The sequence below is a fragment of the Rhizobium sp. SL86 genome, from assembly GCF_026672545.1.
In the GTDB taxonomy this organism is placed as follows: Bacteria; Pseudomonadota; Alphaproteobacteria; order Rhizobiales; family Rhizobiaceae; genus Neorhizobium.
Map to the genome: position 1 here is coordinate 50,769 of NZ_JAPPRJ010000009.1, position 23,333 is coordinate 74,101.

Consider the following 23,333-nt stretch of genomic DNA (forward strand, 5'->3'; position numbering starts at 1 on the left):
GCACCCCCGCGGGCTTTACATCGTGCGCCCCTGCCACTATGCACGCCCCCATCTGGCCGAAAGGACAAAGACGACACTATGCGCAATGAAACCCTGAATATCATCGACGACATCAAGCAGGCCGTAAGCCTGCTGAGGAGGCATCTTTGACTGGGACCAGGCGATAAGACGACTGGACTGGTTGAACAACAAGGCAGAGGATCCGAACCTCTGGAACGATGCGTCCGAAGCTCAGAAGCTGATGCGCGAGCGCCAGCAGCTGGACGATGCGATCAGCGGCGTGAAGTCGCTTGAGCAGCAGCTGAAGGACAATGTCGAGCTCATCGAACTCGGCGAAGAAGAGGGCGACGACAGCGTCGTACGCGATGCCGAGGATGCGTTGAAGGCGCTGAAGACGGAAGCCTCCCGCCGCCAGGTGGAAGCGATGCTCTCCGGCGAAGCCGATGGCAACGACACCTATGTGGAAGTGCATTCCGGCGCCGGCGGCACCGAGAGCCAGGACTGGGCCAACATGCTGTTGCGCATGTACAGCCGCTGGGCCGAGCGCTCCGGCTTCAAGGTCGAAGTGCTGGAAGTGCATGACGGTGACGAGGCCGGCATCAAGTCCGCGACCATTCTCGTCAAGGGCCACAATGCCTATGGCTGGCTGAAGACCGAGTCCGGCGTGCATCGCCTGGTGCGGATCTCGCCCTATGACAGCAATGCGCGCCGCCACACGTCGTTCTCGTCGATCTGGGTCTATCCGGTCATCGACGACACGATCCAGATCGAGGTGAACGAAAGCGACTGCCGCATCGACACCTACCGGTCGTCCGGTGCCGGCGGACAGCACGTCAACACGACCGATTCGGCCGTGCGCATCACGCACTTGCCGACTGGCATCGTGGTGGCCTGCCAGCAGGAACGCTCGCAGCACAAGAACCGCGCCAAGGCCTGGGACATGCTGCGCGCCCGTCTCTACGAGCAGGAGCTGAAGAAGCGGGAAGACGCCGCCAATGCCGAAGCCGCCTCCAAGACGGATATCGGCTGGGGTCACCAGATCCGCTCCTACGTTCTCCAGCCCTACCAGCTGGTGAAGGACCTGCGCACAGGCGTCGAAAGCACGGCGCCGGGCGATGTGCTGGACGGCGACCTGGATGAGTTCATGGAGGCCGCACTCGCCCACCGCATCAATGGCTGTGCCGGCGTCGAAGTCTCCGACATCGATTGAGACGAGAGTCTCTATCCTCATCGAACGACAAAAACGGCGTGTCCCTTGGGCGCGCCGTTTTTGATTCGGGAAGCGCTCAGTAGGAAAACTGTTCCGCCAGAATACGTTCCGACCAGGAATGATCGGGATCGGACAGGATGCGGGCGGTCTTCACCGTCGATTCGGCGATGCGGACGGAGAGCACGCTCTTGATCTCCGTATTGTCGGCAACCGCGTTGACCGGTCGCTTTTCGGGTTCCAGGATGTCGAGCTCGACACAGACCTTGTTGGGCAAAAGCGCGCCGCGCCAGCGCCGCGGGCGAAACGCGCTGACCGGCGTCATGGCGAGAAGCGGCGCTTCGAGCGGCAGGATCGGCCCGTGGGCGGAAAGATTGTAGGCGGTCGAGCCGGCGGGCGTCGCAATCATCAGGCCGTCGCAGATCAGTTCGTCGAGCCGCACATGGCCATCGATGGTGACCCGGAGCTTGGCGGCCTGGTAGGACTGGCGGAAGAGGTAGACCTCGTTGATGGCAAGCGCGATCGAGGTGCTGCCGTCGGCATTTTTCGTGCGCATCTCCAGCGGATGAAAATCATTCTCCACCGCCTGTTCGATTCGCTGCTCGAGATCCTCGACCCGATAGTCGTTCATCAGGAAGCCGACGGAGCCACAGTTCATCCCGTAGATTCGTTTGCCGCTGTTGATCGTCTGGTGCAGCGTCTGCAGCATGAAACCGTCACCGCCGAGCGCGACGATCACGTCGGCCTCGCCGATCTCGTGGTTGCCGTAGAGCCGGGCAAGCTCGTTCAGCGCAAGCTGCGCCTCGGGCGCGGACGATGCCAGGAAGGAAAGTCTCATGCTGTTCAAAGACATCGGCGCCCCTTTCGCGTCAAAGCCTTGGTACAGGAAAAGCCAAGGCCGCGACAAGCCTTGACAGCGCCATCGCCGCCCTTCGCTCACATGCGTTTGTTATTTGTCACGTTTTGCCCTTTACACACGGGGAGAATATGCTAACTCCCTCGCCACATGCCCTTGTAGCTCAGTTGGTAGAGCACCTGATTTGTAATCAGGGGGTCGCGGGTTCGAACCCTGCCGGGGGCACCATCCTTCTTTTTCAAAATTCGCCTTCCGGTCGCGGTTTTCCGCCACTTTCGCCTGCGTTGTATTAGAAAAAACGAGAATAGCTTCAAATTGAAGTAATTCCTTCAGCGGCGATTACACTCTCTATCCTAGATTTGGGGTGCCCGGAGGATGCAGTGGCATCGCAACTGAAATGACCTCGGATCCGGGACATGGCGTCTTGTCGCTGACGCGCTGATGGCGGTTGACCGCCCGGGCTGCCGACGACGCTCTTGCACATTTCACTGTTGTCGTTGCACCGCACCGGGCTGCTTCTGCCGGGGTCCCGTTTGGGCCTGGCTCGCCGCAGCCGTCCATGCCGTGTGCCGATACGTCCGGGAGGCGATCGATGTCCACACCTGCATTCAGCAATGTTCTCGAAATCATCGCATTTCGCCTCGGCGAGCAGAATTTCTGCATCCGCACCACGGCCGTGCGGGAAATCCGTGGCTGGGCACCGTCGATGCCGATCCCGAATGCGCCGGGTTTCGTGCTGGGTGTGATGAACCTGCGTGGCAACGTCATCCCGACCATCGATCTGGCTCACCGGCTCGGCATGGCGCCGGCTGAACGCAACGAACGCAGCGCCATCGTCGTGGCGGAAGCGGGCTCCGTGGTGATCGGCCTCCTCGTCGACCAGGTCACCGACATGCTGAGCGTGCCCGTCAGTCAACTGCAGCCGGTGCCGGAGATCTTCACCTCGTTCGACGGACGTTATTGCGACGGCATCATCACCCACGAGACGGGCATGATCTGCTTCATCAATCTCGCCCGGCTCTTCGAAAACGACGAGATTCCGCAGGCCGCCTGATCCGTTCCAATCTGTCAGACCCATTCGTCTCTTTTGTGTGGAGGACACATGATGAAAAGACTGAAACCGTTGCTGACCTTTCTCGCGGTGGTGCTGACCGCCCCGCACGCCCTGGCGCTCGATGCCCCGAAGGGCCCCGTGATCCTGACCGTTCGCGGCACGCTTGCCACTCCCAATGTCGATGGCACGGCCCAGTTCGACCTCGCGATGCTGGAAAAGCTCGCCGGGCGCAAGGTGGTGACCGAAACACCCTGGACCGAAGGCAAGACGGAGTTTTCCGGACCTCTGCTGCGGGCGATCCTGGAGGCGGCAGGCGCCAAGGGCAAGACGCTCCTTGTGCGCGCCATCAATGATTATTTCGCCGAAGTGCCGATGGAGGACGCCACAGCGCTCCAGACCATTCTGGCCTCGCGCATGAACGGCAAGGTTATGTCCGTCCGGGACAAGGGGCCGTTGTTTCTGATCTATCCCTTCGATCTCGACCCGAAGCTCTACAACGAGAAATATTTCTCCCGCTCCGTTTGGCAGATCAAGGAGATCGAGGTTAAATCGTGACCAGCAAGACCCCCTTCGGCGGCGACGAGATCCGCAAGGCCAGCCGCACAACCGCGGCCATTCAGGTCTTTTCGGTATTTCTTCTGGCGATCCTGGTGTCGGTTTATGTCGACATCTCCCGCCGGCAGAGCGACCTTCGCGACGCCGTGCGGGAAAATGCGATGTGGTCAGTCTACCAGTTCAACCGCGAAGCCCACGACCTTCATCATCGGCTGGAGCTGATGATCAGTTCGGGGCGGACCGACCGCGCATCGCTCGAGGAGCTGTCGACCCGTTACGATGTGGTCTATTCGCGCATGAAGATTTTGCGGGAAACGAAGTTCGAGCAGAATTTTCTGTCGGATCCGGCCGTCATCGAACAGGTCGACAAGATCCAGCGTCTCATCTTCAACAATGCGCCGATCTTCGATGCGATCCTTGCCGGCGAGGAGATCTCGCAGGCCAGCCTCACCTCCCTGGATTACGAGCTGGCGATCCTCTCCCGCGAGACCGCTGACCTTCTCGTCTACACCAACACGACGATCAGTGCCGAACGTGCCGAGGGGCGAATCGAACTCGAATCGCTTCAGCGCAAGTCGATGGGGCTGATCGGGCTTCTGGTGCTGTCGGTCGTCCTCCTCATTTTCACCCTGCAGCGGCAGCTGAAGGGCGTCCAGGCCGCAGGCGTCAGCCTGGAGGCGATGGCCGACAAGCTGACCGTTTCCTATCAGGCGGCCGAGGCGGGCAATCGGGCCAAATCGCAGTTCATGGCGACGATGGGCCATGAGATCCGCACGCCGCTGAACGCCATCCTCGGCATGGTCGAGCTTCTGGAGTTGACCCGCCTCTCGCCCGAATCGGCTGCGCATGTGCGCACGATCCGCCGTTCCGGCGAAGCGCTGCTCGACATCATCAACGAAATTCTCGACTACGCGAAGATCGAACACGGCAAGCTGGAACTCGAACAACGCTCCGTCGATCTTTTGACGCTTGCGGAAACGAGCGCCGAGATGATGCGTGGCCGCGCGACCGAAGCCGGGAACCGCATCGTCGTCGATCTGCCCTATCGCTGGCGTGCCCGTTACGTGCTGTCCGATCCGACTCGCCTGCGGCAGGTGATCCTCAACCTGATGAGCAATGCGGTGAAGTTCACCGCGCAGGGCACGGTCACCTTGCGCCTGCGGCAATTCCGGGCACATTCTAGCCTGTGGCTGCGCATCGAAGTGCAGGATTCCGGCATCGGCATCGGCGAGGAAGGCAAAGAGAAGCTGTTCCGTCCCTTCTCCCAGGTCGATGCCAGCATCAGCCGTAAATATGGCGGCACCGGGCTTGGCCTTACCATCTGCAAGGAAATCATCGACCGTTTCGGCGGCCGGATCGGCGTCGACAGCGTCACAGGCCAGGGCAGCACGTTCTGGTTCGAGATTCCGGTCGAGGCGGCGGCGGCACCGCACCTGGAGGTCGCCCTGCAGCAGAGCAAGGTGCTTGCCGACCTGCCCAAACTGAAGATCCTCGTGGCCGAAGACAACAAGGTCAACCAGCAGGTCATTCTGGGTTACCTGAAACACCTGAAGCAGACCGTGGTCATGGCCGACAATGGCGAGATTGCCCTGGAGCGGGCACGCGCTGAGGCCTTCGATCTCATTCTCATGGACATGCAGATGCCCGTGATGGATGGAATCGAGGCGACCACCCGCCTGCGTGCCTCCGGAGGTGCAAGTGCCGACACGCCGATCATCGCTCTGACGGCCAATGCCTCGGAGGAAGATCGCCAGCGGTGCATGGACGCTGGCATGGCGGGTTTCCAGGCAAAACCGATCAGCATCGCCATGCTGCACAGGCTGATCTCCGACGTCGAACTGCATCCGGCGCGAGGGCAGGCGGCAGAGCCGGATGCCGCGGTCGCAACGGTGGTCCCGACGGTGCCGGCGGCTGCCCCGCAGGCCACAGAAACGAGCCCGCCCGCAGCCGTATCCGTCGCCGCTCGGACGGAAAAACTGGATGCCCTGGCTGCCCGGCGGCAGGAGATCGCCGACATCCTCGGCCCCGAAGCCTTCGACGAGCTGATGGAATCCTTCTTCGACGATGCGGTGGAGCTGCTCGACAATCTGCGCCGGGAAATGAGCAACGGTCAGCCGGACAGGCTCGATAAGTTGCTTCACAATCTTAAAGGTTCTGCAGCTAATGTAGGTTTAGCTGATATCGCGGAGAAGTCTCAGGCGCTGCGTCAAACGACGCCAACGCTCAAGGATATCGAAATGCTGAGCAAGGACATCGACGCGGCAAAGCAATCGATGGCGGCTTAAGGAGGAGTTGACATGAAAATACTCGTCGTGGACGACAACAAGACCAATCTCACGCTCCTGAAGAAGCTGGCTACCAGCGTTGAAAACTGTTCGGCGGTCGGTTTCATCAGCCCGGAGGAAGCGCTTCACGCGATGCCGGAACTGGACTTCGACATCGGCGTCATCGACTTCCAGATGCCTGTCTATAACGGTGTCGATCTTCTGATGGAGATCCGCCGCTTCGACAAATACCGTGACAAACCCTTTGTGGTGGTCACGGCGGACAATGATACGGAAACCAGGATGACGGCGCTCAACGCCGGCGCGATCGATTTTCTCACCAAGCCGATCAATCCGCTGGAGTTCCAGGCCCGCATCCGTAACCTCGTTGCCCTCATCGACGCGCGAAACCAGCTGGCCGAAAAGGCGGATTGGCTGCGCAACGAAGTGGACAAGGTGATGCGCGAGCTGCGCGAGCGCGAACAGGAGATCATCTACCGCCTGACGCTTGCGGCAAGTTACAAGGATCCGGAGACGGCGCTTCACACGCTGCGCGTCGGTGCCTATTCCGAAGCGATTGCCAGAGCCTACGGCCTTCCGGCGGAAATCTGTGCCGATATCCGGCTCGCAGCGCCCATGCACGACATCGGCAAGGTCGGCATTCCCGACGCGGTTCTTCTGAAGCGCGGCGTCTATACCGAAAATGAACGCGAGCAGATGCAGTGTCATACCTCGATCGGCAGCCAGATCCTCGGGCAATCGCGCTCGGGTCTGTTGCAACTGGCCGCCGAAATTGCCGGCGCCCACCACGAGCGCTGGGACGGGCAGGGATATCCGCGCCGCCTGTCGGGTGAGGAAATTCCGCTGGCCGGACGGATCGTCGCGGTCGCCGACAGTTTCGATGCGCTGACGACCGTGCGGCCCTACAAGGAGGCCTGGAGTGTCGACCGGGCGGTGCAGCACATCAAGGAGCGCGCCGGTTCGCAATTCGATCCGGCCTGCGTCGATGCCTTCCTGCGGGCGATGCCGACACTGTCTTCGATCATCTCCGGGCATGGCGAGCCTGCACGCGAGCCGGTTCAGGCCGCGGAGTGACGGCCGGTGACAGCGTCATCTTCTTCTGCTGCTGAGGAACCTTCTTCGCGCATTCGCGTTGTTGGCGACATTGGCAAGAATGAGGGGGCCATGTCTTGTAAGGTTCTGGTGGTCGAGGACCAGCTTCTGATCGCGCTTCATATTGAAGAGGCGGTGCTGGCGCTCGGGCACGACGTGGTGGGCATCGCCGCCAATCGACGCGATGCGCTGGCCCACGCGGACGACTGCGACGTCGCCTTCGTGGACGTGCAGCTGCAGGACGGCCCGACGGGCCCCGAGATCGGTCGGGCGCTCGCCGAGAAGGGTATTGCCGTCGTGTTCATGACGGCAAATCCCGAGGCGCTGGCTGACGGCGTGCCGGGCACCCTGGGCGTCATCTCCAAACCGCTCTTCGACCTGGAACTGATCGGCGCCATTCAATATGCAGTCGAAGTGAGGGCAGGCGGAAGCCCGCTTCCGCCGGAGCGTCTGCGCCAGTTTCCCCAAACGCGTCCCGTGTGAAACGGGCCTCGCCGAAAAACTCCGATTTCTCTATCGTGCAATTTTCGACAGGTGCTGGCGGCTGGCGTAAAGCGCGATCGCCGCAGCATTCGAGACATTGAGCGATTTGATCGCACCCGGCATGTCGAGCCGTGCCAGCGCGGTTACCGTTTCGCGGGTCTTCTGCCGCAGTCCCTTGCCTTCCGAACCGAGTACGAGCGCGACCTTTTCCCCGGCAAAGGTGCCTTCGAGCGGCGCGGGGCCTTCCGAATCGAGCCCGATCGTCTGGAACCCGAGTTTGTGCAGTTCCCCAAGCGCGTCGGCGAGATTGGTCACCTGGATATAGGGAATAAGCTCCAGCGCGCCGGAGGCGGATTTGGCGAGCACGCCCGATTCGGTCGGGCTGTGGCGCTGGGTGGTGATCACCGCGCCCGCTTCGAACGCCACCGCCGAGCGCATGATCGCACCGACATTGTGCGGATCCGTCACCTGGTCGAGAACGAGCAGCAGGGGGGTATCCGTCAGCGCCTCCAGCCGGCGCACGGGAAGCGGCCGGGTTTCCAGCATGACGCCCTGGTGGATGGCGTCCGGCCCGAGCTGCCGGTCGATCTCCTGTGGTGCGACGATTTCCACAGGGCAGTCGAGCGCTTCCGGCGAAGCAAGCTCCAGCCGGGCGAGCGCATTCTGTGTCACCGAGAGCTTGATCAGCTTGCGCTGTGGATTGTCGATGGCGGCGCGCACCGTATGCAGGCCATAGAGAAACACCTGTTCAGGGGCCAGTTGCGGCGGCGTCCAGTCCCCGGCATTCCGGCGCTTTTGCGGGGCCGGAGTCGGGATTTCGCCGCGTTCGCGCTTGGCGTCGCGGACCTGTCGGCGCAGCGTTGCGTAGTGCGTGTCGCGCGCGGTTTTGTCAGTCGGATCTTTCTTGCTCATGCCGCCTTATATCGAGCGGCGCGCATCAGGCATAGTCCCGGGCGATCCATGACAGGTCGATGACGCGATTTCTTTTTTCCCAAAATTTTCGTCACAGGTCGTGTTGACAGCAGCGAAACTCGCAGTCATATACGCCGCCGTGACTGCAGCGGACGACGCGGGTCGCAAGCTTGGTCTTCGGTCCAGACAGAATACTGGAGGGATGCCCGAGTGGTTAAAGGGGACGGACTGTAAATCCGTTGGCTCAGCCTACGTTGGTTCAAATCCAACTCCCTCCACCATTCTGATCTTCGACCGAACAAGCCCGCGGGTATAGCTCAATGGTAGAGCAGCAGCCTTCCAAGCTGAATACGCGGGTTCGATTCCCGCTACCCGCTCCACTTCTTTACGCGTTGACAGGCATCGGCACCGTTGGACGATTACGGTCGCGCCCCTGTCGTGACCACCATCCGCCGTCGCAATTATGTCTTGCGTATCGCACGCGAAAGCCTTAAACGGCGACACCAAATCCGCGCCCGCGGATCCACCATTCTTTTCGATCACAGGAAGCATCAATGGCAAAGAGCAAGTTTGAGCGTACCAAGCCGCATGTGAACATCGGCACGATTGGCCACGTTGACCATGGCAAGACGTCTCTGACGGCAGCGATCACGAAGTTCTTCGGTGAATTCAAGGCGTATGACCAGATCGACGCTGCACCGGAAGAAAAGGCACGCGGCATCACGATCTCGACGGCGCACGTTGAGTACGAGACGGCCAACCGCCACTACGCGCACGTTGACTGCCCCGGCCACGCCGACTACGTGAAGAATATGATCACCGGTGCTGCCCAGATGGACGGCGCGATCCTGGTTTGCTCCGCTGCTGACGGCCCGATGCCGCAGACGCGCGAACACATCCTGCTCGCCCGCCAGGTTGGCGTTCCGGCACTCGTCGTGTTCCTGAACAAGGTCGACCAGGTCGACGACGCAGAACTTCTCGAGCTCGTCGAGCTGGAAGTGCGCGAACTTCTGTCGTCCTACGACTTCCCGGGCGACGATGTTCCGGTCGTCAAGGGTTCGGCTCTGGCCGCTCTTGAAGACTCCAACAAGACGATCGGCGAAGACGCAGTTCGCGAACTGATGGCCCAGGTCGACGCCTACATCCCGACGCCTGAGCGTCCGATCGACCAGCCGTTCCTGATGCCGATCGAAGACGTGTTCTCGATCTCGGGTCGTGGTACGGTTGTGACGGGCCGCGTTGAGCGTGGTATCGTCAAGGTTGGCGAAGAAGTCGAAATCGTCGGCATCCGCGCCACCTCCAAGACGACCGTGACCGGCGTTGAAATGTTCCGCAAGCTGCTCGACCAGGGCCAGGCCGGCGACAACATCGGCGCTCTGATCCGCGGTGTGAACCGTGACGGCGTTGAGCGTGGCCAGATTCTCTGCAAGCCGGGCACTGTCAAGCCGCACAAGAAGTTCAAGGCTGAAGCCTACATCCTGACGAAGGAAGAAGGCGGTCGTCATACGCCGTTCTTCACGAACTACCGTCCGCAGTTCTACTTCCGCACGACGGACGTGACGGGTATCGTGACGCTTCCGGAAGGCACGGAAATGGTTATGCCGGGCGACAACGTCACCGTTGACGTCGAGCTGATCGTTCCGATCGCGATGGAAGAAAAGCTGCGCTTCGCAATCCGCGAAGGCGGCCGTACCGTCGGCGCCGGCATCGTTGCCTCGATCATCGAGTAATCTTTGAAGGTCCGGGCGAGGGGTTCTCTTCTCGCCTGACGTCTGAAAAGATAAAGGGTCTCGCCGGAAACGGCGGGGCCTTTTCGTTTTTAAGGTCTTCGGAAAAGTGGCGCCCTGTCGATGAAGCCGCAAGCGAGGAGGTGTCTCTTGTCTGGTTTCGGCGGAAACACGCAATCGGCTGGGGCAGGGCGATTCGTCCGCATGCGAATCGCGCGACCGCGAATCATTCTTGGCCGGGTCATCCTGCTTATCGGCAGCCTGATACCGATCGCCGATCCGGCGTCTGCCCTTGCCGCCTGTCCCGAGCGACCGGCCTGTCGCGGATGTGGCTGCAAGGGTGGGCCGGGTTACCGCGGGCCGGATGGGCGCTGCGTCGGGTTTCAGGCGCTCGACAAGGTCTGCGGTCGTCCACCGGAGACACGCTGCAGCTTCGAGAACGCGCCGGGCACCGGAGCCAACCGCGATTGCGCGACGGGTGAGGGCGAGGCGAAGAAATCACGCTAACATCTTCCACAGCTTGATGGAAATTCTGGCGCCTGCGTCGAAATTCACTTGCCAAGCCGGCAATCCCATCTTAAAGGGAGCGCCATGCTTGCAGCGAGACGCTTCGCAGGAAGCATGAAGGGGTATAGCTCAGTTGGTAGAGCGGCGGTCTCCAAAACCGCAGGTCGGGGGTTCGAGCCCCTCTGCCCCTGCCAGTTCTTTTCACGGCGACATGTCATCTTCATAGAACCGTGATAATGGGTCGTTGACCCTTGGCGTCAATTTTCGGGAAATGTCGTTTTTGCTCTTGTGAAAGGCGAAGGCGGCGTTTATGTAGGGTTAAACAGACACGCGGTGCGTGGGGCTGATCTATTCAGCTTTACGCGCCGTAATCGCGTGGGCAGACATGGCATCCAAAACCAATCCATTTACGTTTCTGCAGCAGGTTCGCGCCGAGACGTCGAAAGTAACCTGGCCTTCGCGTCGTGAGACGATGATCTCCACGGCCATGGTGCTGGTGATGGTTATCTTTGCTGCGCTGTTTTTCTTCGCTGCCGACCAGTTGATCGGCTGGCTGATCAGCCTCGTGCTGAATATCAGCATCTGAATTCTGTGGAGATGAAAATGGCGGCACGTTGGTACATCGTCCACGCGTATTCGAATTTTGAAAAGAAGGTTGCGGAAGACATCGAGAACAAGGCTCGCCAGAAGGGCTTGGAGCATCTGTTCGAGAAGATTCTGGTGCCGACCGAAAAGGTTGTCGAAGTGCGCCGCGGCCGCAAGGTCGATAGCGAGCGGAAGTTTTTCCCCGGCTATGTTCTGGTGCGCGCCAACCTGACCGATGAGGCTTATCACCTCATCAAGAACACGCCGAAGGTCACCGGGTTCCTCGGGTCCGACAATAAGCCTGTTCCGATTCCGGATTATGAAGCCGACCGAATCCTGGGCCAAGTCCAGGAGGGTGTCGAGCGTCCGAAGGCGTCGATCTCCTTCGAAATCGGCGAGCAGGTCCGTGTTTCGGACGGTCCCTTCGCTTCGTTCAACGGCATCGTTCAGGATGTCGATGAAGAGCGTTCGCGCCTCAAGGTCGAGGTGTCCATTTTCGGCCGCGCGACGCCGGTCGAGCTTGAATACGGTCAGGTCGAAAAGGTCTGATCCGACGCGGGGAGAAATCCCCGAATCGCGCGTGGGAGGTGCCGCCTGATAGCCGGGCGCGTTAATCCGAACCACGCAACCGCAGCCGTCACCCCAGTCGGGTGGCACATGGGCCGGGCAACCGGTCTGATTAGAAAGGCAGAGAAATGGCTAAGAAAGTCGCCGGCCAGCTCAAGCTGCAGGTCAAGGCAGGGTCCGCTAACCCGTCCCCGCCGATTGGTCCCGCACTTGGTCAGCGTGGCATCAACATCATGGAATTCTGCAAGGCGTTCAACGCCGCCACGCAGGAAATGGAAAAGGGTATGCCGATCCCGGTCGTCATCACCTATTACCAGGACAAGTCCTTCACCTTCGCGATGAAGCAGCCGCCGGTCACCTACTGGCTGAAGAAGGAAGCGAAGATCCAGTCCGGTTCCAAGACGCCTGGCAAGGGCGCCAAGGCCGGCACCATCACCAAGGCTCAGGTCCGTGCGATCGCTGAAGCCAAGATGAAGGATCTGAACGCGGCTGACGTCGAAGGCGCAATGCTGATGGTTGAGGGCTCTGCCCGCTCCATGGGCCTGGAAGTGGTGGCTTGATCATGGCAAAGCTTGCAAAGCGTATTCAGAAGACCCGCGAAGGCATTGATCCGACGAAGCTGGTTGCTCTTTCCGACGCCATCTCGCTCGTCAAGGACCGCGCAACCGCGAAGTTCGACGAAACCATCGAAATCGCCATGAACCTCGGCGTTGACCCGCGTCATGCCGACCAGATGGTTCGCGGCGTTGTCAACCTGCCGAACGGCACCGGCCGCGACGTTCGCGTCGCCGTCTTCGCACGTGGCGCCAAGGCTGACGAAGCCAAGGCTGCCGGTGCAGACGTCGTTGGCGCCGAAGACCTCGTCGAAATCGTCCAGGGCGGCAAGATCGACTTCGATCGCTGCATCGCGACCCCGGACATGATGCCGCTCGTCGGTCGTCTCGGTAAGGTTCTCGGCCCGCGTGGCATGATGCCGAACCCGAAGGTCGGCACGGTCACCATGGATGTTGCCGGTGCGGTAAAGGCCTCCAAGGGCGGCGCCGTCGAGTTCCGCGTCGAAAAGGCTGGTATCATCCATGCCGGTATCGGCAAGGCCTCGTTCGAAGCCAAGGCTCTGGAAGAGAACATCAAGGCATTCGCCGATGCTGTTCTGAAGGCAAAGCCGGCTGGCGCCAAGGGCAACTACGTCAAGCGCGTTGCGCTGTCCTCGACCATGGGTCCGGGCGTGCGCGTCGAGCCGTCGACGGTCCTCGCTTAAGTTTTTCGCGGCAAGGCTTTCGGGCCTTGTCGTATGAGCAAGAATTTCCGGGCCTTCGGGCCCGGAAAGATCCGGGGAAACCCGGATACTCCTGTCCGAGATTGTGGGTGGTTTCGACCTTAATCGTATGACCTGCATGAGACGGGTAAGACCTGGATTTTCAACAGGCGCGCGTGATGCGCCCCTGAGGGTTCCGGTTCGAACCTGATGTGCCTTGTGCCATGAGCCTTCGGGCTCAAGTGCGGGGGGACAGGATCCTCGAGCGCCGCTCGGGATCTTGAAAATGAGATCCCTTGGGGCAAAGGCAACCCGGCAGGTCCCGATCCTTCGATCGGTCCTGTCAACTGGAGACAGACAGTGGAAAGAGCGGAAAAACGCGAATTCGTCACGGAGCTGAACGAAGTCTTCAAGGCTTCTGGTTCGGTTGTCGTGGCCCACTATGCTGGTGTCACCGTTGCGCAGATGAACGACTTCCGTTCGAAGATGCGCGCGGCTGGCGGCACCGTCAAAGTCGCGAAGAACCGTCTGGCCAAGATCGCTCTTCAGGGCACGGAGTCGGAAGGGATGATCGATCTCTTCAAGGGCCAGACGCTGATTGCATACAGCGCCGACCCGATCACGGCTCCCAAGGTCGTCATGGATTTCGCCAAGACCAACGACAAGCTCGTTGTTCTGGGTGGCGCCATGGGCTCGACCACGCTTAACGCGGAAGGCGTCAAGTCGCTTGCGACCCTGCCTTCGCTGGACGAACTGCGTGCAAAGCTGCTGGGTATGATTCAGACCCCGGCAACCCGCATCGCAGGCGTCGTTCAGGCACCGGCAGCTCAGCTCGCCCGCGTTTTTGCGGCCTACGCAAAGAAGGACGAAGCCGCTTGAGGCGGTTTTTCGCTGTAACAAACCAACCAGTTCGAACCGAACATACAAGGAACTATCAAAATGGCTGATCTCGCTAAGATCGTAGAAGACCTCTCCTCGCTGACCGTTCTGGAAGCTGCTGAGCTTTCCAAGCTGCTCGAAGAGAAGTGGGGCGTTTCCGCTGCTGCTCCGGTAGCCGTTGCTGCTGCTGGCGGCGCTGCTGCTCCGGCTGCTGTTGAAGAAGAAAAGACCGAGTTCGACGTCATCCTGACGGATGCCGGCGCCAACAAGATCAACGTCATCAAGGAAGTCCGCGCCATCACCGGCCTGGGCCTCAAGGAAGCCAAGGACCTCGTCGAAGGCGCTCCGAAGGCTGTCAAGGAAGCCGTCTCCAAGGGCGAAGCTGCTGACATCAAGAAGAAGCTCGAAGACGCCGGCGCTAAGGTCGACGTTAAGTAATATCGAAATGCGGTGGAAGAGGGCACTTTTGCCCTCTTCCATTGTTCATTTCTCTGGACCTGATTACCCAAAAGCCGGTGAAACGGCTTTTGGGTAATGGGTTCTTCAAGAGGATGGTTTCGCTTCGTGATGCACGGCAATCCGGCCGGCGGACCGAGTGACGGAACGAGATTGAACAAAACCCATGATAGACGGGGTCGACTGGCCAGCGTGCCCCGTCCGTTGCAGGCCCGGATGCAATTTTTGAAGGAGCGACGATGGCTCAGACCCTTTCGTTCAACGGTCGCAGGCGCGTACGCAAGTTTTTCGGAAAGATCCCCGAAGTTACCGAAATGCCGAACCTCATCGAGGTTCAGAAGGCATCCTATGATCAGTTCCTCATGGTCGAGGAGCCGGAAGGCGGTCGCCCCGATGAGGGGCTGAATACCGTTTTCAAGTCGGTGTTCCCCATCACCGATTTTTCCGGCGCCTCCATGCTGGAATTCGTGTCCTACGAGTTCGAACCGCCGAAGTTCGACGTGGAAGAGTGCCGCCAGCGCGATCTCACCTATGCGGCTCCGCTGAAGGTGACGCTGCGCCTCATCGTATTCGATATCGATGAGGATACCGGCTCGAAGTCCATCAAGGACATCAAGGAACAGTCCGTCTATATGGGCGACATGCCGCTGATGACCGACAACGGGACGTTCATCGTGAACGGCACCGAACGCGTCATCGTGTCCCAGATGCACCGCTCGCCGGGCGTGTTCTTCGACCACGACAAGGGCAAGAGCCATTCGTCGGGCAAGCTGCTGTTTGCCGCCCGCGTGATTCCGTATCGCGGTTCCTGGCTCGACATCGAGTTCGACGCCAAGGACATCGTCTACGCCCGTATCGACCGCCGCCGCAAGATCCCCGTGACCTCACTTCTGATGGCGCTCGGCATGGATGGCGAGGACATCCTGTCGACCTTCTACACGAAGGCCACCTACGAGCGGTCCGGCGACGGCTGGCGTATTCCCTTCCAGCCGGAAGCGCTGAAGGGTGCCAAGACGCTCTCCGACATGATCGACGCCGATACCGGCGAAGTGGTTGTCGAATCCGGCAAGAAGCTGACCCCGCGTCTGCTGCGTCAGCTCTCCGACAAGGGCCTGAAGGCTCTGAAGGCCACCAACGACGATCTCTACGGCAACTTCCTGGCCGAAGACCTCGTCAACATGGCAACCGGCGAAATCTACATGGAAGCCGGCGAGGAGATCGACGAGAAGAACCTTCCGAAGATCCTGGAAACCGGTTTCGACGAAATCCCGGTTCTCGGCATCGACCATATCAATGTCGGCGCCTACATCCGCAACACGCTTGCTGCGGACAAGAACGAAAACCGCCAGGACGCGCTGTTCGATATCTATCGTGTCATGCGTCCGGGTGAACCGCCGACCATGGAATCCGCGGAAGCCATGTTCAACTCGCTGTTCTTCGATGCGGAGCGTTACGACCTCTCCGCCGTTGGCCGCGTCAAGATGAACATGCGCCTTGATCTCGATTGCCCGGACACCGTGCGCACGCTGCGCAAGGAAGACATCCTGGCTGTCGTCAAGATGCTGGTCGACCTGCGCGACGGCAAGGGCGAAATCGACGACATCGACAACCTCGGCAACCGCCGCGTTCGTTCTGTCGGCGAGCTGATGGAGAACCAGTACCGTCTGGGTCTCTTGCGCATGGAGCGTGCGATCAAGGAACGTATGTCCTCGATCGAAATCGATACCGTGATGCCGCAGGACCTGATCAACGCGAAGCCGGCAGCCGCTGCCGTTCGCGAATTCTTCGGCTCCTCGCAGCTGTCGCAGTTCATGGACCAGGTGAACCCGCTGTCGGAAATCACCCACAAGCGCCGTCTTTCGGCTCTTGGCCCGGGTGGTCTGACCCGCGAGCGCGCCGGCTTCGAAGTCCGCGACGTTCACCCGACCCATTACGGCCGTATCTGCCCGATCGAGACGCCGGAAGGCCCGAACATCGGTCTGATCAACTCGCTTGCCACCTTTGCCCGCGTCAACAAGTACGGCTTCATCGAAAGCCCGTACCGCAAGATCATCGACGGCAAGGTGACCAACGACGTGATCTACCTCTCCGCCATGGAAGAGGCGAAGTATTACGTTGCACAGGCGAATGCCGCGTTGAACAGCGATGGGTCCTTCGCGGACGAATTCGTCGTCTGCCGTCATTCGGGCGAAGTCATGCTCGCACCGCGCGACAACATCAACCTGATGGACGTCTCGCCGAAGCAGCTCGTGTCCGTTGCCGCCGCTCTCATTCCGTTCCTGGAAAACGACGACGCCAACCGCGCGCTCATGGGCTCGAACATGCAGCGTCAGGCCGTGCCGCTGGTGCGTGCCGAGGCTCCGTTCGTCGGAACCGGCATGGAACCGGTCGTGGCCCGCGACTCCGGTGCTGCCATCGCTGCCCGTCGTGGCGGTGTGGTCGACCAGGTCGACGCGACGCGTATCGTTATCCGTGCGACGGAAGATCTCGATGCCGGTAAGTCCGGCGTTGACATCTACCGCCTGCAGAAGTTCCAGCGTTCGAACCAGAACACCTGCATCAACCAGCGCCCGCTGGTGAATGTCGGTGACGTGATTGCCAAGGGTGACATCATCGCAGACGGTCCGTCGACGGACCTCGGCGATCTGGCGCTCGGCCGCAACGCGCTCGTCGCCTTCATGCCCTGGAACGGCTACAACTACGAAGACTCGATCCTGATGTCGGAGCGTATCGTTTCCGACGACGTGTTCACCTCCATCCACATCGAGGAATTCGAAGTGATGGCGCGCGACACGAAGCTTGGTCCGGAAGAAATCACCCGCGACATTCCGAACGTTTCGGAAGAAGCGCTGAAGAACCTCGACGAAGCCGGTATCGTGTACATCGGTGCGGAAGTGCAGCCGGGCGATATCCTGGTCGGCAAGATCACTCCGAAGGGCGAAAGCCCGATGACGCCGGAAGAAAAGCTCCTGCGCGCCATCTTCGGTGAAAAGGCCTCCGACGTCCGCGACACCTCCATGCGCATGCCGCCCGGCACCTTCGGCACCGTCGTCGAAGTTCGCGTCTTCAACCGCCATGGCGTGGAGAAGGACGAACGTGCGATGGCGATCGAACGCGAGGAAATCGAACGCCTCGCCAAGGACCGTGACGACGAACAGGCGATCCTCGACCGTAACGTCTACGGCCGTCTGCTCGACATGCTGCGCGGTCAGGTCTCGGTTGCCGGCCCGAAGGGCTTCAAGAAGGGCGTCGAGCTGAACAACGCGGTCATTTCCGAATACCCGCGTTCGCAGTGGTGGATGTTCGCCGTCGAGGACGAGAAGGTCCAGGCCGAGATCGAAGCCCTGCGTGGCCAGTACGACGAATCCAAGTCGCGCCTTGAACAGCGCTTCATGGACAAGGTCGAAAAGGTCCAGCGTGGCGACGAAATGCCTCCGGGCGTCATGAAGATGGTCAAGGTCTTCGTCGCTGTGAAGCGCAAGATCCAGCCGGGCGACAAGATGGCCGGCCGTCACGGCAACAAGGGTGTCGTCTCGCGTATCGTGCCGGTCGAAGACATGCCGTTCCTCGAAGACGGAACCCATGTCGACATCTGCTTGAACCCGCTTGGCGTTCCGTCGCGCATGAACGTCGGTCAGATCCTCGAGACGCATCTGGCCTGGGCTTGCGCCGGCATGGGCAAGAAGATCGGCGAGATGCTCGAAGAGTATCGCAAGACCATGGACATCAGCGAGCTGCGCAGCGAGCTGACGGAGATCTATGCGTCGGAATCGCACGACGAAGTCGCCCGTTTCGACGACGAATCGCTGGTGAAGCTCGCCGAAGAAGCAAAGCGTGGCGTATCCATCGCAACGCCGGTCTTCGACGGTGCCCATGAGCCCGACGTCGCTGCCATGCTGAAGAAGGCTGGTCTGCATGAATCCGGTCAGTCCGTGCTTTATGACGGTCGTACCGGCGAGCCCTTCGACCGCAAGGTCACGGTCGGCTACATGTACATGATCAAGCTGAACCACCTGGTCGACGACAAGATCCACGCCCGTTCGATCGGTCCTTACTCGCTCGTCACGCAGCAGCCGCTGGGTGGTAAGGCGCAGTTCGGCGGTCAGCGCTTCGGGGAAATGGAAGTCTGGGCACTCGAAGCCTACGGCGCCGCCTACACCCTGCAGGAAATGCTGACGGTGAAGTCGGACGACGTGGCTGGCCGTACCAAGGTCTACGAAGCGATCGTCCGCGGCGACGACACCTTCGAGGCCGGTATTCCGGAAAGCTTCAACGTTCTCGTCAAGGAAATGCGCTCGCTGGGCCTTTCCGTCGAACTCGAGAACTCGAAGATCGATCCGTCCGACGCTGGTTCGCTGCCGGACGCAGCCGAGTAAGCAAAACGACTGGAGCGCGCGCCTTGACGGCGCGCGCTGCCCCACCCGCTGGAAACCATTCATCGGGCAGGGGAATTTCGCCGCATTTCGCGGCTATGACCGTTTTAGGCAGTGGCCGGCCTCCCGGGATCAATAGGGCCGGACCATCTGCAAGCTGAGGGCTGATCGCCCCATAAGGAGATAGGCATGAACCAAGAGGTCATGAATCTTTTCAACCCGCAGGTGCCTGCGCAGCAGTTCGACTCGATCCGTATCTCGATCGCGTCCCCTGAGAAGATTCTCTCCTGGTCCTACGGCGAAATCAAAAAGCCGGAGACCATCAACTACCGTACGTTCAAGCCGGAACGCGACGGCCTGTTCTGCGCGCGCATCTTCGGGCCCATCAAGGACTACGAATGCCTGTGCGGCAAGTACAAGCGCATGAAGTACAAGGGCATCATCTGCGAAAAGTGCGGCGTGGAAGTCACGCTCTCGCGCGTTCGCCGTGAGCGTATGGGCCATATCGAGCTTGCCGCTCCGGTTGCCCATATCTGGTTCCTGAAGTCGCTTCCCTCGCGTATCGCAACGCTTCTCGACATGACGCTGAAGGATGTCGAGCGGGTTCTCTACTTCGAAAACTATATCGTCACCGAACCGGGCCTGACCGCGCTCAAGGAACACCAGCTGCTCTCCGAAGAGGAGTACATGCTGGCGATCGACGAATATGGTGAAGACCAGTTCAGCGCCATGATCGGCGCCGAAGCCATCTATGAAATGCTGGCTTCGATGAACCTCGAAAAGCTCGCAGGCGATCTGCGCTCGGATCTCGCCGACACCACGTCGGATCTGAAGCAGAAGAAGCTGATGAAGCGCCTGAAGATCGTTGAAAACTTCATCGAATCCGGTAACCGCCCGGAATGGATGATCATGAAGGTCGTTCCGGTCATCCCGCCGGACCTGCGCCCGCTGGTTCCGCTCGATGGCGGCCGTTTCGCGACGTCGGACCTCAACGATCTCTACCGCCGCGTCATCAACCGTAACAACCGTCTGAAGCGCCTGATCGAATTGCGCGCGCCGGGCATCATCATCCGCAACGAAAAGCGCATGCTGCAGGAATCTGTGGACGCGCTGTTCGACAACGGCCGCCGTGGCCGCGTCATCACGGGCGCCAACAAGCGTCCGCTGAAGTCGCTCTCCGACATGCTGAAGGGCAAGCAGGGCCGTTTCCGCCAGAACCTGCTCGGCAAGCGCGTCGACTATTCCGGCCGTTCGGTCATCGTGACCGGTCCGGAACTGAAGCTGCACCAGTGCGGCCTGCCGAAGAAGATGGCGCTCGAACTGTTCAAGCCGTTCATCTACGCCCGCCTCGACGCCAAGGGTTACTCCTCGACCGTCAAGCAGGCCAAGAAGCTGGTTGAAAAGGAAAAGCCGGAAGTCTGGGATATCCTCGACGAGGTCATCCGCGAGCATCCGGTTCTCTTGAACCGCGCACCGACGCTGCACCGCCTGGGGATCCAGGCCTTCGAACCGATCCTGGTCGAAGGCAAGGCCATCCAGCTGCACCCGCTCGTCTGCACGGCCTTCAACGCCGACTTCGACGGTGACCAGATGGCTGTTCACGTGCCGCTCTCGCTGGAAGCCCAGCTGGAAGCCCGCGTGCTGATGATGTCGACCAACAACATCCTGCACCCGGCCAACGGCGCGCCGATCATCGTTCCGTCGCAGGACATGGTTCTCGGTCTCTACTATCTGTCGATCATGAACCAGAACGAGCCGGGCGAAGGCATGGCCTTCTCCGACATGGGCGAACTGCACCATGCGCTCGAAAACAAGGTCGTGACGCTGCACGCCAAGATCCGCGGTCGCTTTAAGTCGGTCGACGAAGAGGGCAAGCCCTATTCGAAGATCTATGAAACGACGCCCGGCCGCATGATCATCGGCGAGCTCCTGCCGAAGAACGGCAAGGTGCCCTTCGACATCTGCAACCAGGAAATGACCAAGAAGAACATCTCCAAGATGATCGACACGGTCTACCGTCATTGCGGCCAGAAGGACACGGTCATCTTCTGCGACCGCATCATGCAGCTCGGCTTCACCCATGCCTGCCGCGCCGGCATCTCGTTCGGCAAGGACGACATGATCATTCCGGAAACCAAGGCGAAGATCGTCGGCGAGACCGAAAGCCTGGTGAAGGAATACGAACAGCAGTACAATGACGGCCTGATCACTCAGGGCGAAAAGTACAACAAGGTCGTTGACGCCTGGGGCAAGGCCACCGAAAAGGTCGCCGAAGACATGATGGCCCGTATTAAGGCCGTCGAATTCGACGCCGAGACCGGTCGCCAGAAGCCGATGAATGCGATCTACATGATGTCCCACTCGGGTGCCCGCGGTTCTCCGAACCAGATGCGCCAGCTGGGCGGCATGCGCGGCCTGATGGCGAAGCCGTCGGGTGAAATCATCGAGACGCCGATCATCTCGAACTTCAAGGAAGGCCTCACCGTTAACGAGTACTTCAACTCGACCCACGGTGCCCGTAAGGGTCTGGCCGACACGGCTCTGAAGACTGCGAACTCCGGTTACCTGACCCGTCGTCTCGTCGACGTGGCACAGGACTGCATCGTCAACATGGTCGATTGCGGCACCGACAAGGGCCTGACCATGACGGCGATCGTTGACGCCGGTCAGGTCGTCGCCTCCATCGGTGCGCGTGTTCTTGGCCGCACCGCGCTCGACGATATCGATCATCCGGTCACCGGCGAGCGTATCGTCGATGCCGGTCAGATGATCCTCGAGCCGCATGTGGTCGAGATCGAGAAGGCCGGTATCCAGTCGATCCGCATCCGTTCGGCGCTGACCTGCGAAGTCCAGACGGGCGTCTGCTCGGTCTGCTACGGTCGCGACCTGGCGCGTGGTACGCCCGTCAACATGGGCGAGGCCGTCGGCGTCATCGCGGCTCAGTCGATCGGCGAGCCGGGCACGCAGCTCACCATGCGTACGTTCCACCTTGGTGGTACGGCAAACGTGGTCGACCAGTCGTTCCTGGAAGCCTCTTACGAGGGTACGATCCAGATCAAGAACCGTAACGCGCTTCGCAATTCGGAAGGCAATCTTGTGGCCATGGGCCGCAACATGGCCGTCACGATCCTCGATGAGCGTGGCGTCGAGCGTTCCTCGCAGCGCGTCGCCTACGGTTCGAAGCTGTTCGTCGACGATGGCGACAAGGTCAAGCGCGGTCAGCGTCTGGCGGAGTGGGATCCCTACACCCGCCCGATGCTCACCGAAGTGGCGGGTACGGTCGAATTCGAAGATGTCGTGGACTCCGTCTCGGTTCTGGAATCGACCGACGAATCCACCGGTATCACGAAGCGTCAGGTTATCGACTGGCGTTCGACCCCGCGTGGCAACGACCTGAAGCCGGCGATCGTCATCAAGGACGCCAGCGGTTCGATCATGAAGCTCGCCCGTGGTGGCGAAGCCCGCTTCATGCTCTCCGTCGACGCGATCCTGTCGGTCGAGCCGGGCAACAAGGTCAGCCAGGGTGACGTCCTTGCGCGTGTTCCGATGGAAAGCGCCAAGACCAAGGACATTACCGGTGGTCTGCCGCGCGTTGCCGAACTGTTCGAAGCTCGCCGTCCGAAGGACCACGCCATCATCGCAGAGATCGATGGTACGGTTCGCATGGGCCGCGACTACAAGAACAAGCGTCGCGTGATGATCGAGCCGGCGGAAGACGGTGTCGAGCCGGTCGAGTACCTGATCCCGAAGGGCAAGCCCTTCCACCTTCAGGACGGCGACTATATCGAAAAGGGTGACTACATCCTCGACGGTAACCCGGCGCCGCACGACATTCTGGCGATCAAGGGCGTGGAGGCACTTGCTTCCTACCTCGTGAACGAAATCCAGGAAGTCTACCGACTGCAGGGCGTTGTGATCAACGACAAGCACATCGAGGTGATCGTTCGCCAGATGCTGCAGAAGGTCGAGATCACCGACTCGGGCGACAGCCAGTACATCGTGGGCGACAATGTCGACCGCATCGAACTGGACGATGCCAACGAGCGTCTCATCGAGGAAGGCAAGAAGCCGGCCTTCGGCGAGCCGGTTCTGCTCGGCATCACCAAGGCATCGCTGCAGACGCCGTCCTTCATCTCGGCCGCCTCCTTCCAGGAAACCACCAAGGTTCTCACGGAAGCGGCAATTGCCGGCAAGATGGACACGCTGCAGGGCCTCAAGGAAAACGTCATCGTCGGCCGCCTCATCCCGGCTGGTACCGGCGGCACCATGACGCAGATCCGCCGCATCGCCACCGGCCGCGACGAGATGATCCTCGACGAGCGCCGCAAGTCGACCGGAGCATCGAGCGCAACGCCGATGCTGCAGAACATGGCCGGCTCGGACACTGTTCCGGCTGCCGAATAAGGAAAGGCGAGGGCGGTCTGCCGCCCTGCCATCCAACCGACATCAGAAAAGCGCCTGGAGAAATCCGGGCGCTTTTTTCTTTGTCCATTGCGGCTCGTCACAAAAGAAAACGCCGCCGGGAGATCCGACGGCGTGA

Annotated in this window: 18 protein-coding genes and 4 tRNA genes; 20 read left to right on the forward strand and 2 right to left on the reverse strand. The window is 60.5% G+C overall.

The window, feature by feature from the left end:
* The first annotated feature begins 78 nt into the window (after positions 1-78).
* Positions 79-1,210, forward strand: a protein-coding gene (prfB, locus tag OU993_RS23415) for a peptide chain release factor 2 (protein ID WP_268161326.1) whose coding sequence is annotated in 2 segments (ribosomal slippage) — positions 79-147 and positions 149-1,210 — 1,131 coding nt in all. Because the reading frame shifts where the segments join, the coding sequence is not laid out codon by codon here.
* A gap of 76 nt (positions 1,211-1,286) precedes the next feature.
* Here the strand turns inward: prfB and OU993_RS23420 are convergent.
* A complete protein-coding gene (locus tag OU993_RS23420) occupies positions 1,287-2,045 on the reverse strand; it encodes an NAD kinase (protein WP_442793034.1) in 759 nt (252 codons plus the stop codon).
* Between the two features lie 170 nt (positions 2,046-2,215).
* Between OU993_RS23420 and OU993_RS23425 the strand changes: the two genes are divergently transcribed.
* The 6 genes from OU993_RS23425 (at position 2,216) to OU993_RS23450 (ending at position 7,532) form a co-directional block, all read left to right on the forward strand.
* Positions 2,216-2,291 (forward strand) — tRNA-Thr (locus tag OU993_RS23425).
* A gap of 364 nt (positions 2,292-2,655) precedes the next feature.
* Positions 2,656-3,117 carry a chemotaxis protein CheW gene (locus OU993_RS23430; protein WP_268161328.1) on the forward strand — a complete coding sequence of 154 codons (462 nt, stop codon included), beginning with the start codon at positions 2,656-2,658 and terminating at the stop codon, positions 3,115-3,117.
* 48 nt (positions 3,118-3,165) lie between these two features.
* The gene (locus OU993_RS23435) at positions 3,166-3,672 is read left to right on the forward strand and encodes a molybdopterin-dependent oxidoreductase (protein ID WP_268161329.1); all 507 of its coding nucleotides are present in this window, start codon (positions 3,166-3,168) and stop codon (positions 3,670-3,672) included.
* Positions 3,669-5,957, forward strand: coding sequence for an ATP-binding protein (locus OU993_RS23440; RefSeq protein WP_268161330.1), 2,289 nt, complete (start codon positions 3,669-3,671; stop codon positions 5,955-5,957). The genes OU993_RS23435 and OU993_RS23440 overlap by 4 nt, the downstream gene beginning before the upstream one ends.
* A 12-nt stretch (positions 5,958-5,969) precedes the next feature.
* Positions 5,970-7,031 carry an HD-GYP domain-containing protein gene (locus OU993_RS23445; protein WP_268161331.1) on the forward strand — a complete coding sequence of 354 codons (1,062 nt, stop codon included), beginning with the start codon at positions 5,970-5,972 and terminating at the stop codon, positions 7,029-7,031.
* A gap of 90 nt (positions 7,032-7,121) precedes the next feature.
* The gene (locus OU993_RS23450; RefSeq protein WP_268161332.1) at positions 7,122-7,532 is read left to right on the forward strand and encodes a response regulator; all 411 of its coding nucleotides are present in this window, start codon (positions 7,122-7,124) and stop codon (positions 7,530-7,532) included.
* A gap of 30 nt (positions 7,533-7,562) precedes the next feature.
* On the opposite strand, the gene rlmB is transcribed toward OU993_RS23450, so the two are convergent.
* Positions 7,563-8,444: a 23S rRNA (guanosine(2251)-2'-O)-methyltransferase RlmB gene (rlmB, locus tag OU993_RS23455; RefSeq protein ID WP_268161333.1), complete on the reverse strand. Its 882-nt coding sequence runs from the start codon at positions 8,442-8,444 to the stop codon at positions 7,563-7,565.
* A 196-nt stretch (positions 8,445-8,640) separates the two neighbouring features.
* Here rlmB and OU993_RS23460 point away from each other — a divergent pair.
* The 13 genes from OU993_RS23460 (at position 8,641) to rpoC (ending at position 23,197) form a co-directional block, all read left to right on the forward strand.
* Positions 8,641-8,725, forward strand: a tRNA-Tyr gene (locus OU993_RS23460).
* A 25-nt stretch (positions 8,726-8,750) separates the two neighbouring features.
* Positions 8,751-8,824, forward strand: a tRNA-Gly gene (locus OU993_RS23465).
* Positions 8,825-8,998: 174 nt separating this feature from the next.
* Complete coding sequence (tuf, locus tag OU993_RS23470; RefSeq protein ID WP_268161334.1) at positions 8,999-10,174, forward strand: elongation factor Tu; 1,176 nt, start codon at positions 8,999-9,001, stop codon at positions 10,172-10,174.
* A gap of 201 nt (positions 10,175-10,375) precedes the next feature.
* Positions 10,376-10,678, forward strand: coding sequence for a hypothetical protein (locus OU993_RS23475; RefSeq protein WP_268161335.1), 303 nt, complete (start codon positions 10,376-10,378; stop codon positions 10,676-10,678).
* A 118-nt stretch (positions 10,679-10,796) separates the two neighbouring features.
* Positions 10,797-10,872 (forward strand) — tRNA-Trp (locus tag OU993_RS23480).
* Positions 10,873-11,063: 191 nt separating this feature from the next.
* On the forward strand, positions 11,064-11,264 hold the full coding sequence (gene secE, locus OU993_RS23485) for a preprotein translocase subunit SecE (protein ID WP_268161336.1): 201 nt from the start codon (positions 11,064-11,066) through the stop codon (positions 11,262-11,264).
* 17 nt (positions 11,265-11,281) lie between these two features.
* Positions 11,282-11,812 carry a transcription termination/antitermination protein NusG gene (gene nusG, locus OU993_RS23490; RefSeq protein ID WP_268161337.1) on the forward strand — a complete coding sequence of 177 codons (531 nt, stop codon included), beginning with the start codon at positions 11,282-11,284 and terminating at the stop codon, positions 11,810-11,812.
* A 146-nt stretch (positions 11,813-11,958) separates the two neighbouring features.
* A complete protein-coding gene (rplK, locus tag OU993_RS23495; RefSeq protein ID WP_062553865.1) occupies positions 11,959-12,390 on the forward strand; it encodes a 50S ribosomal protein L11 in 432 nt (143 codons plus the stop codon).
* Positions 12,391-12,392: 2 nt separating this feature from the next.
* A complete protein-coding gene (gene rplA / locus OU993_RS23500; protein WP_268161338.1) occupies positions 12,393-13,088 on the forward strand; it encodes a 50S ribosomal protein L1 in 696 nt (231 codons plus the stop codon).
* A gap of 357 nt (positions 13,089-13,445) precedes the next feature.
* Positions 13,446-13,964, forward strand: coding sequence for a 50S ribosomal protein L10 (rplJ, locus tag OU993_RS23505; protein WP_143128065.1), 519 nt, complete (start codon positions 13,446-13,448; stop codon positions 13,962-13,964).
* Positions 13,965-14,024: 60 nt separating this feature from the next.
* Positions 14,025-14,402 (forward strand): 50S ribosomal protein L7/L12, encoded by a 378-nt coding sequence (gene rplL, locus OU993_RS23510; RefSeq protein WP_268161339.1) that lies wholly within the window; start codon positions 14,025-14,027, stop codon positions 14,400-14,402.
* Between the two features lie 257 nt (positions 14,403-14,659).
* A complete protein-coding gene (rpoB, locus tag OU993_RS23515) occupies positions 14,660-18,796 on the forward strand; it encodes a DNA-directed RNA polymerase subunit beta (protein WP_268161340.1) in 4,137 nt (1,378 codons plus the stop codon).
* A gap of 186 nt (positions 18,797-18,982) precedes the next feature.
* Positions 18,983-23,197, forward strand: coding sequence for a DNA-directed RNA polymerase subunit beta' (gene rpoC, locus OU993_RS23520; protein ID WP_268161341.1), 4,215 nt, complete (start codon positions 18,983-18,985; stop codon positions 23,195-23,197).
* The last annotated feature ends 136 nt before the right edge of the window (positions 23,198-23,333 follow it).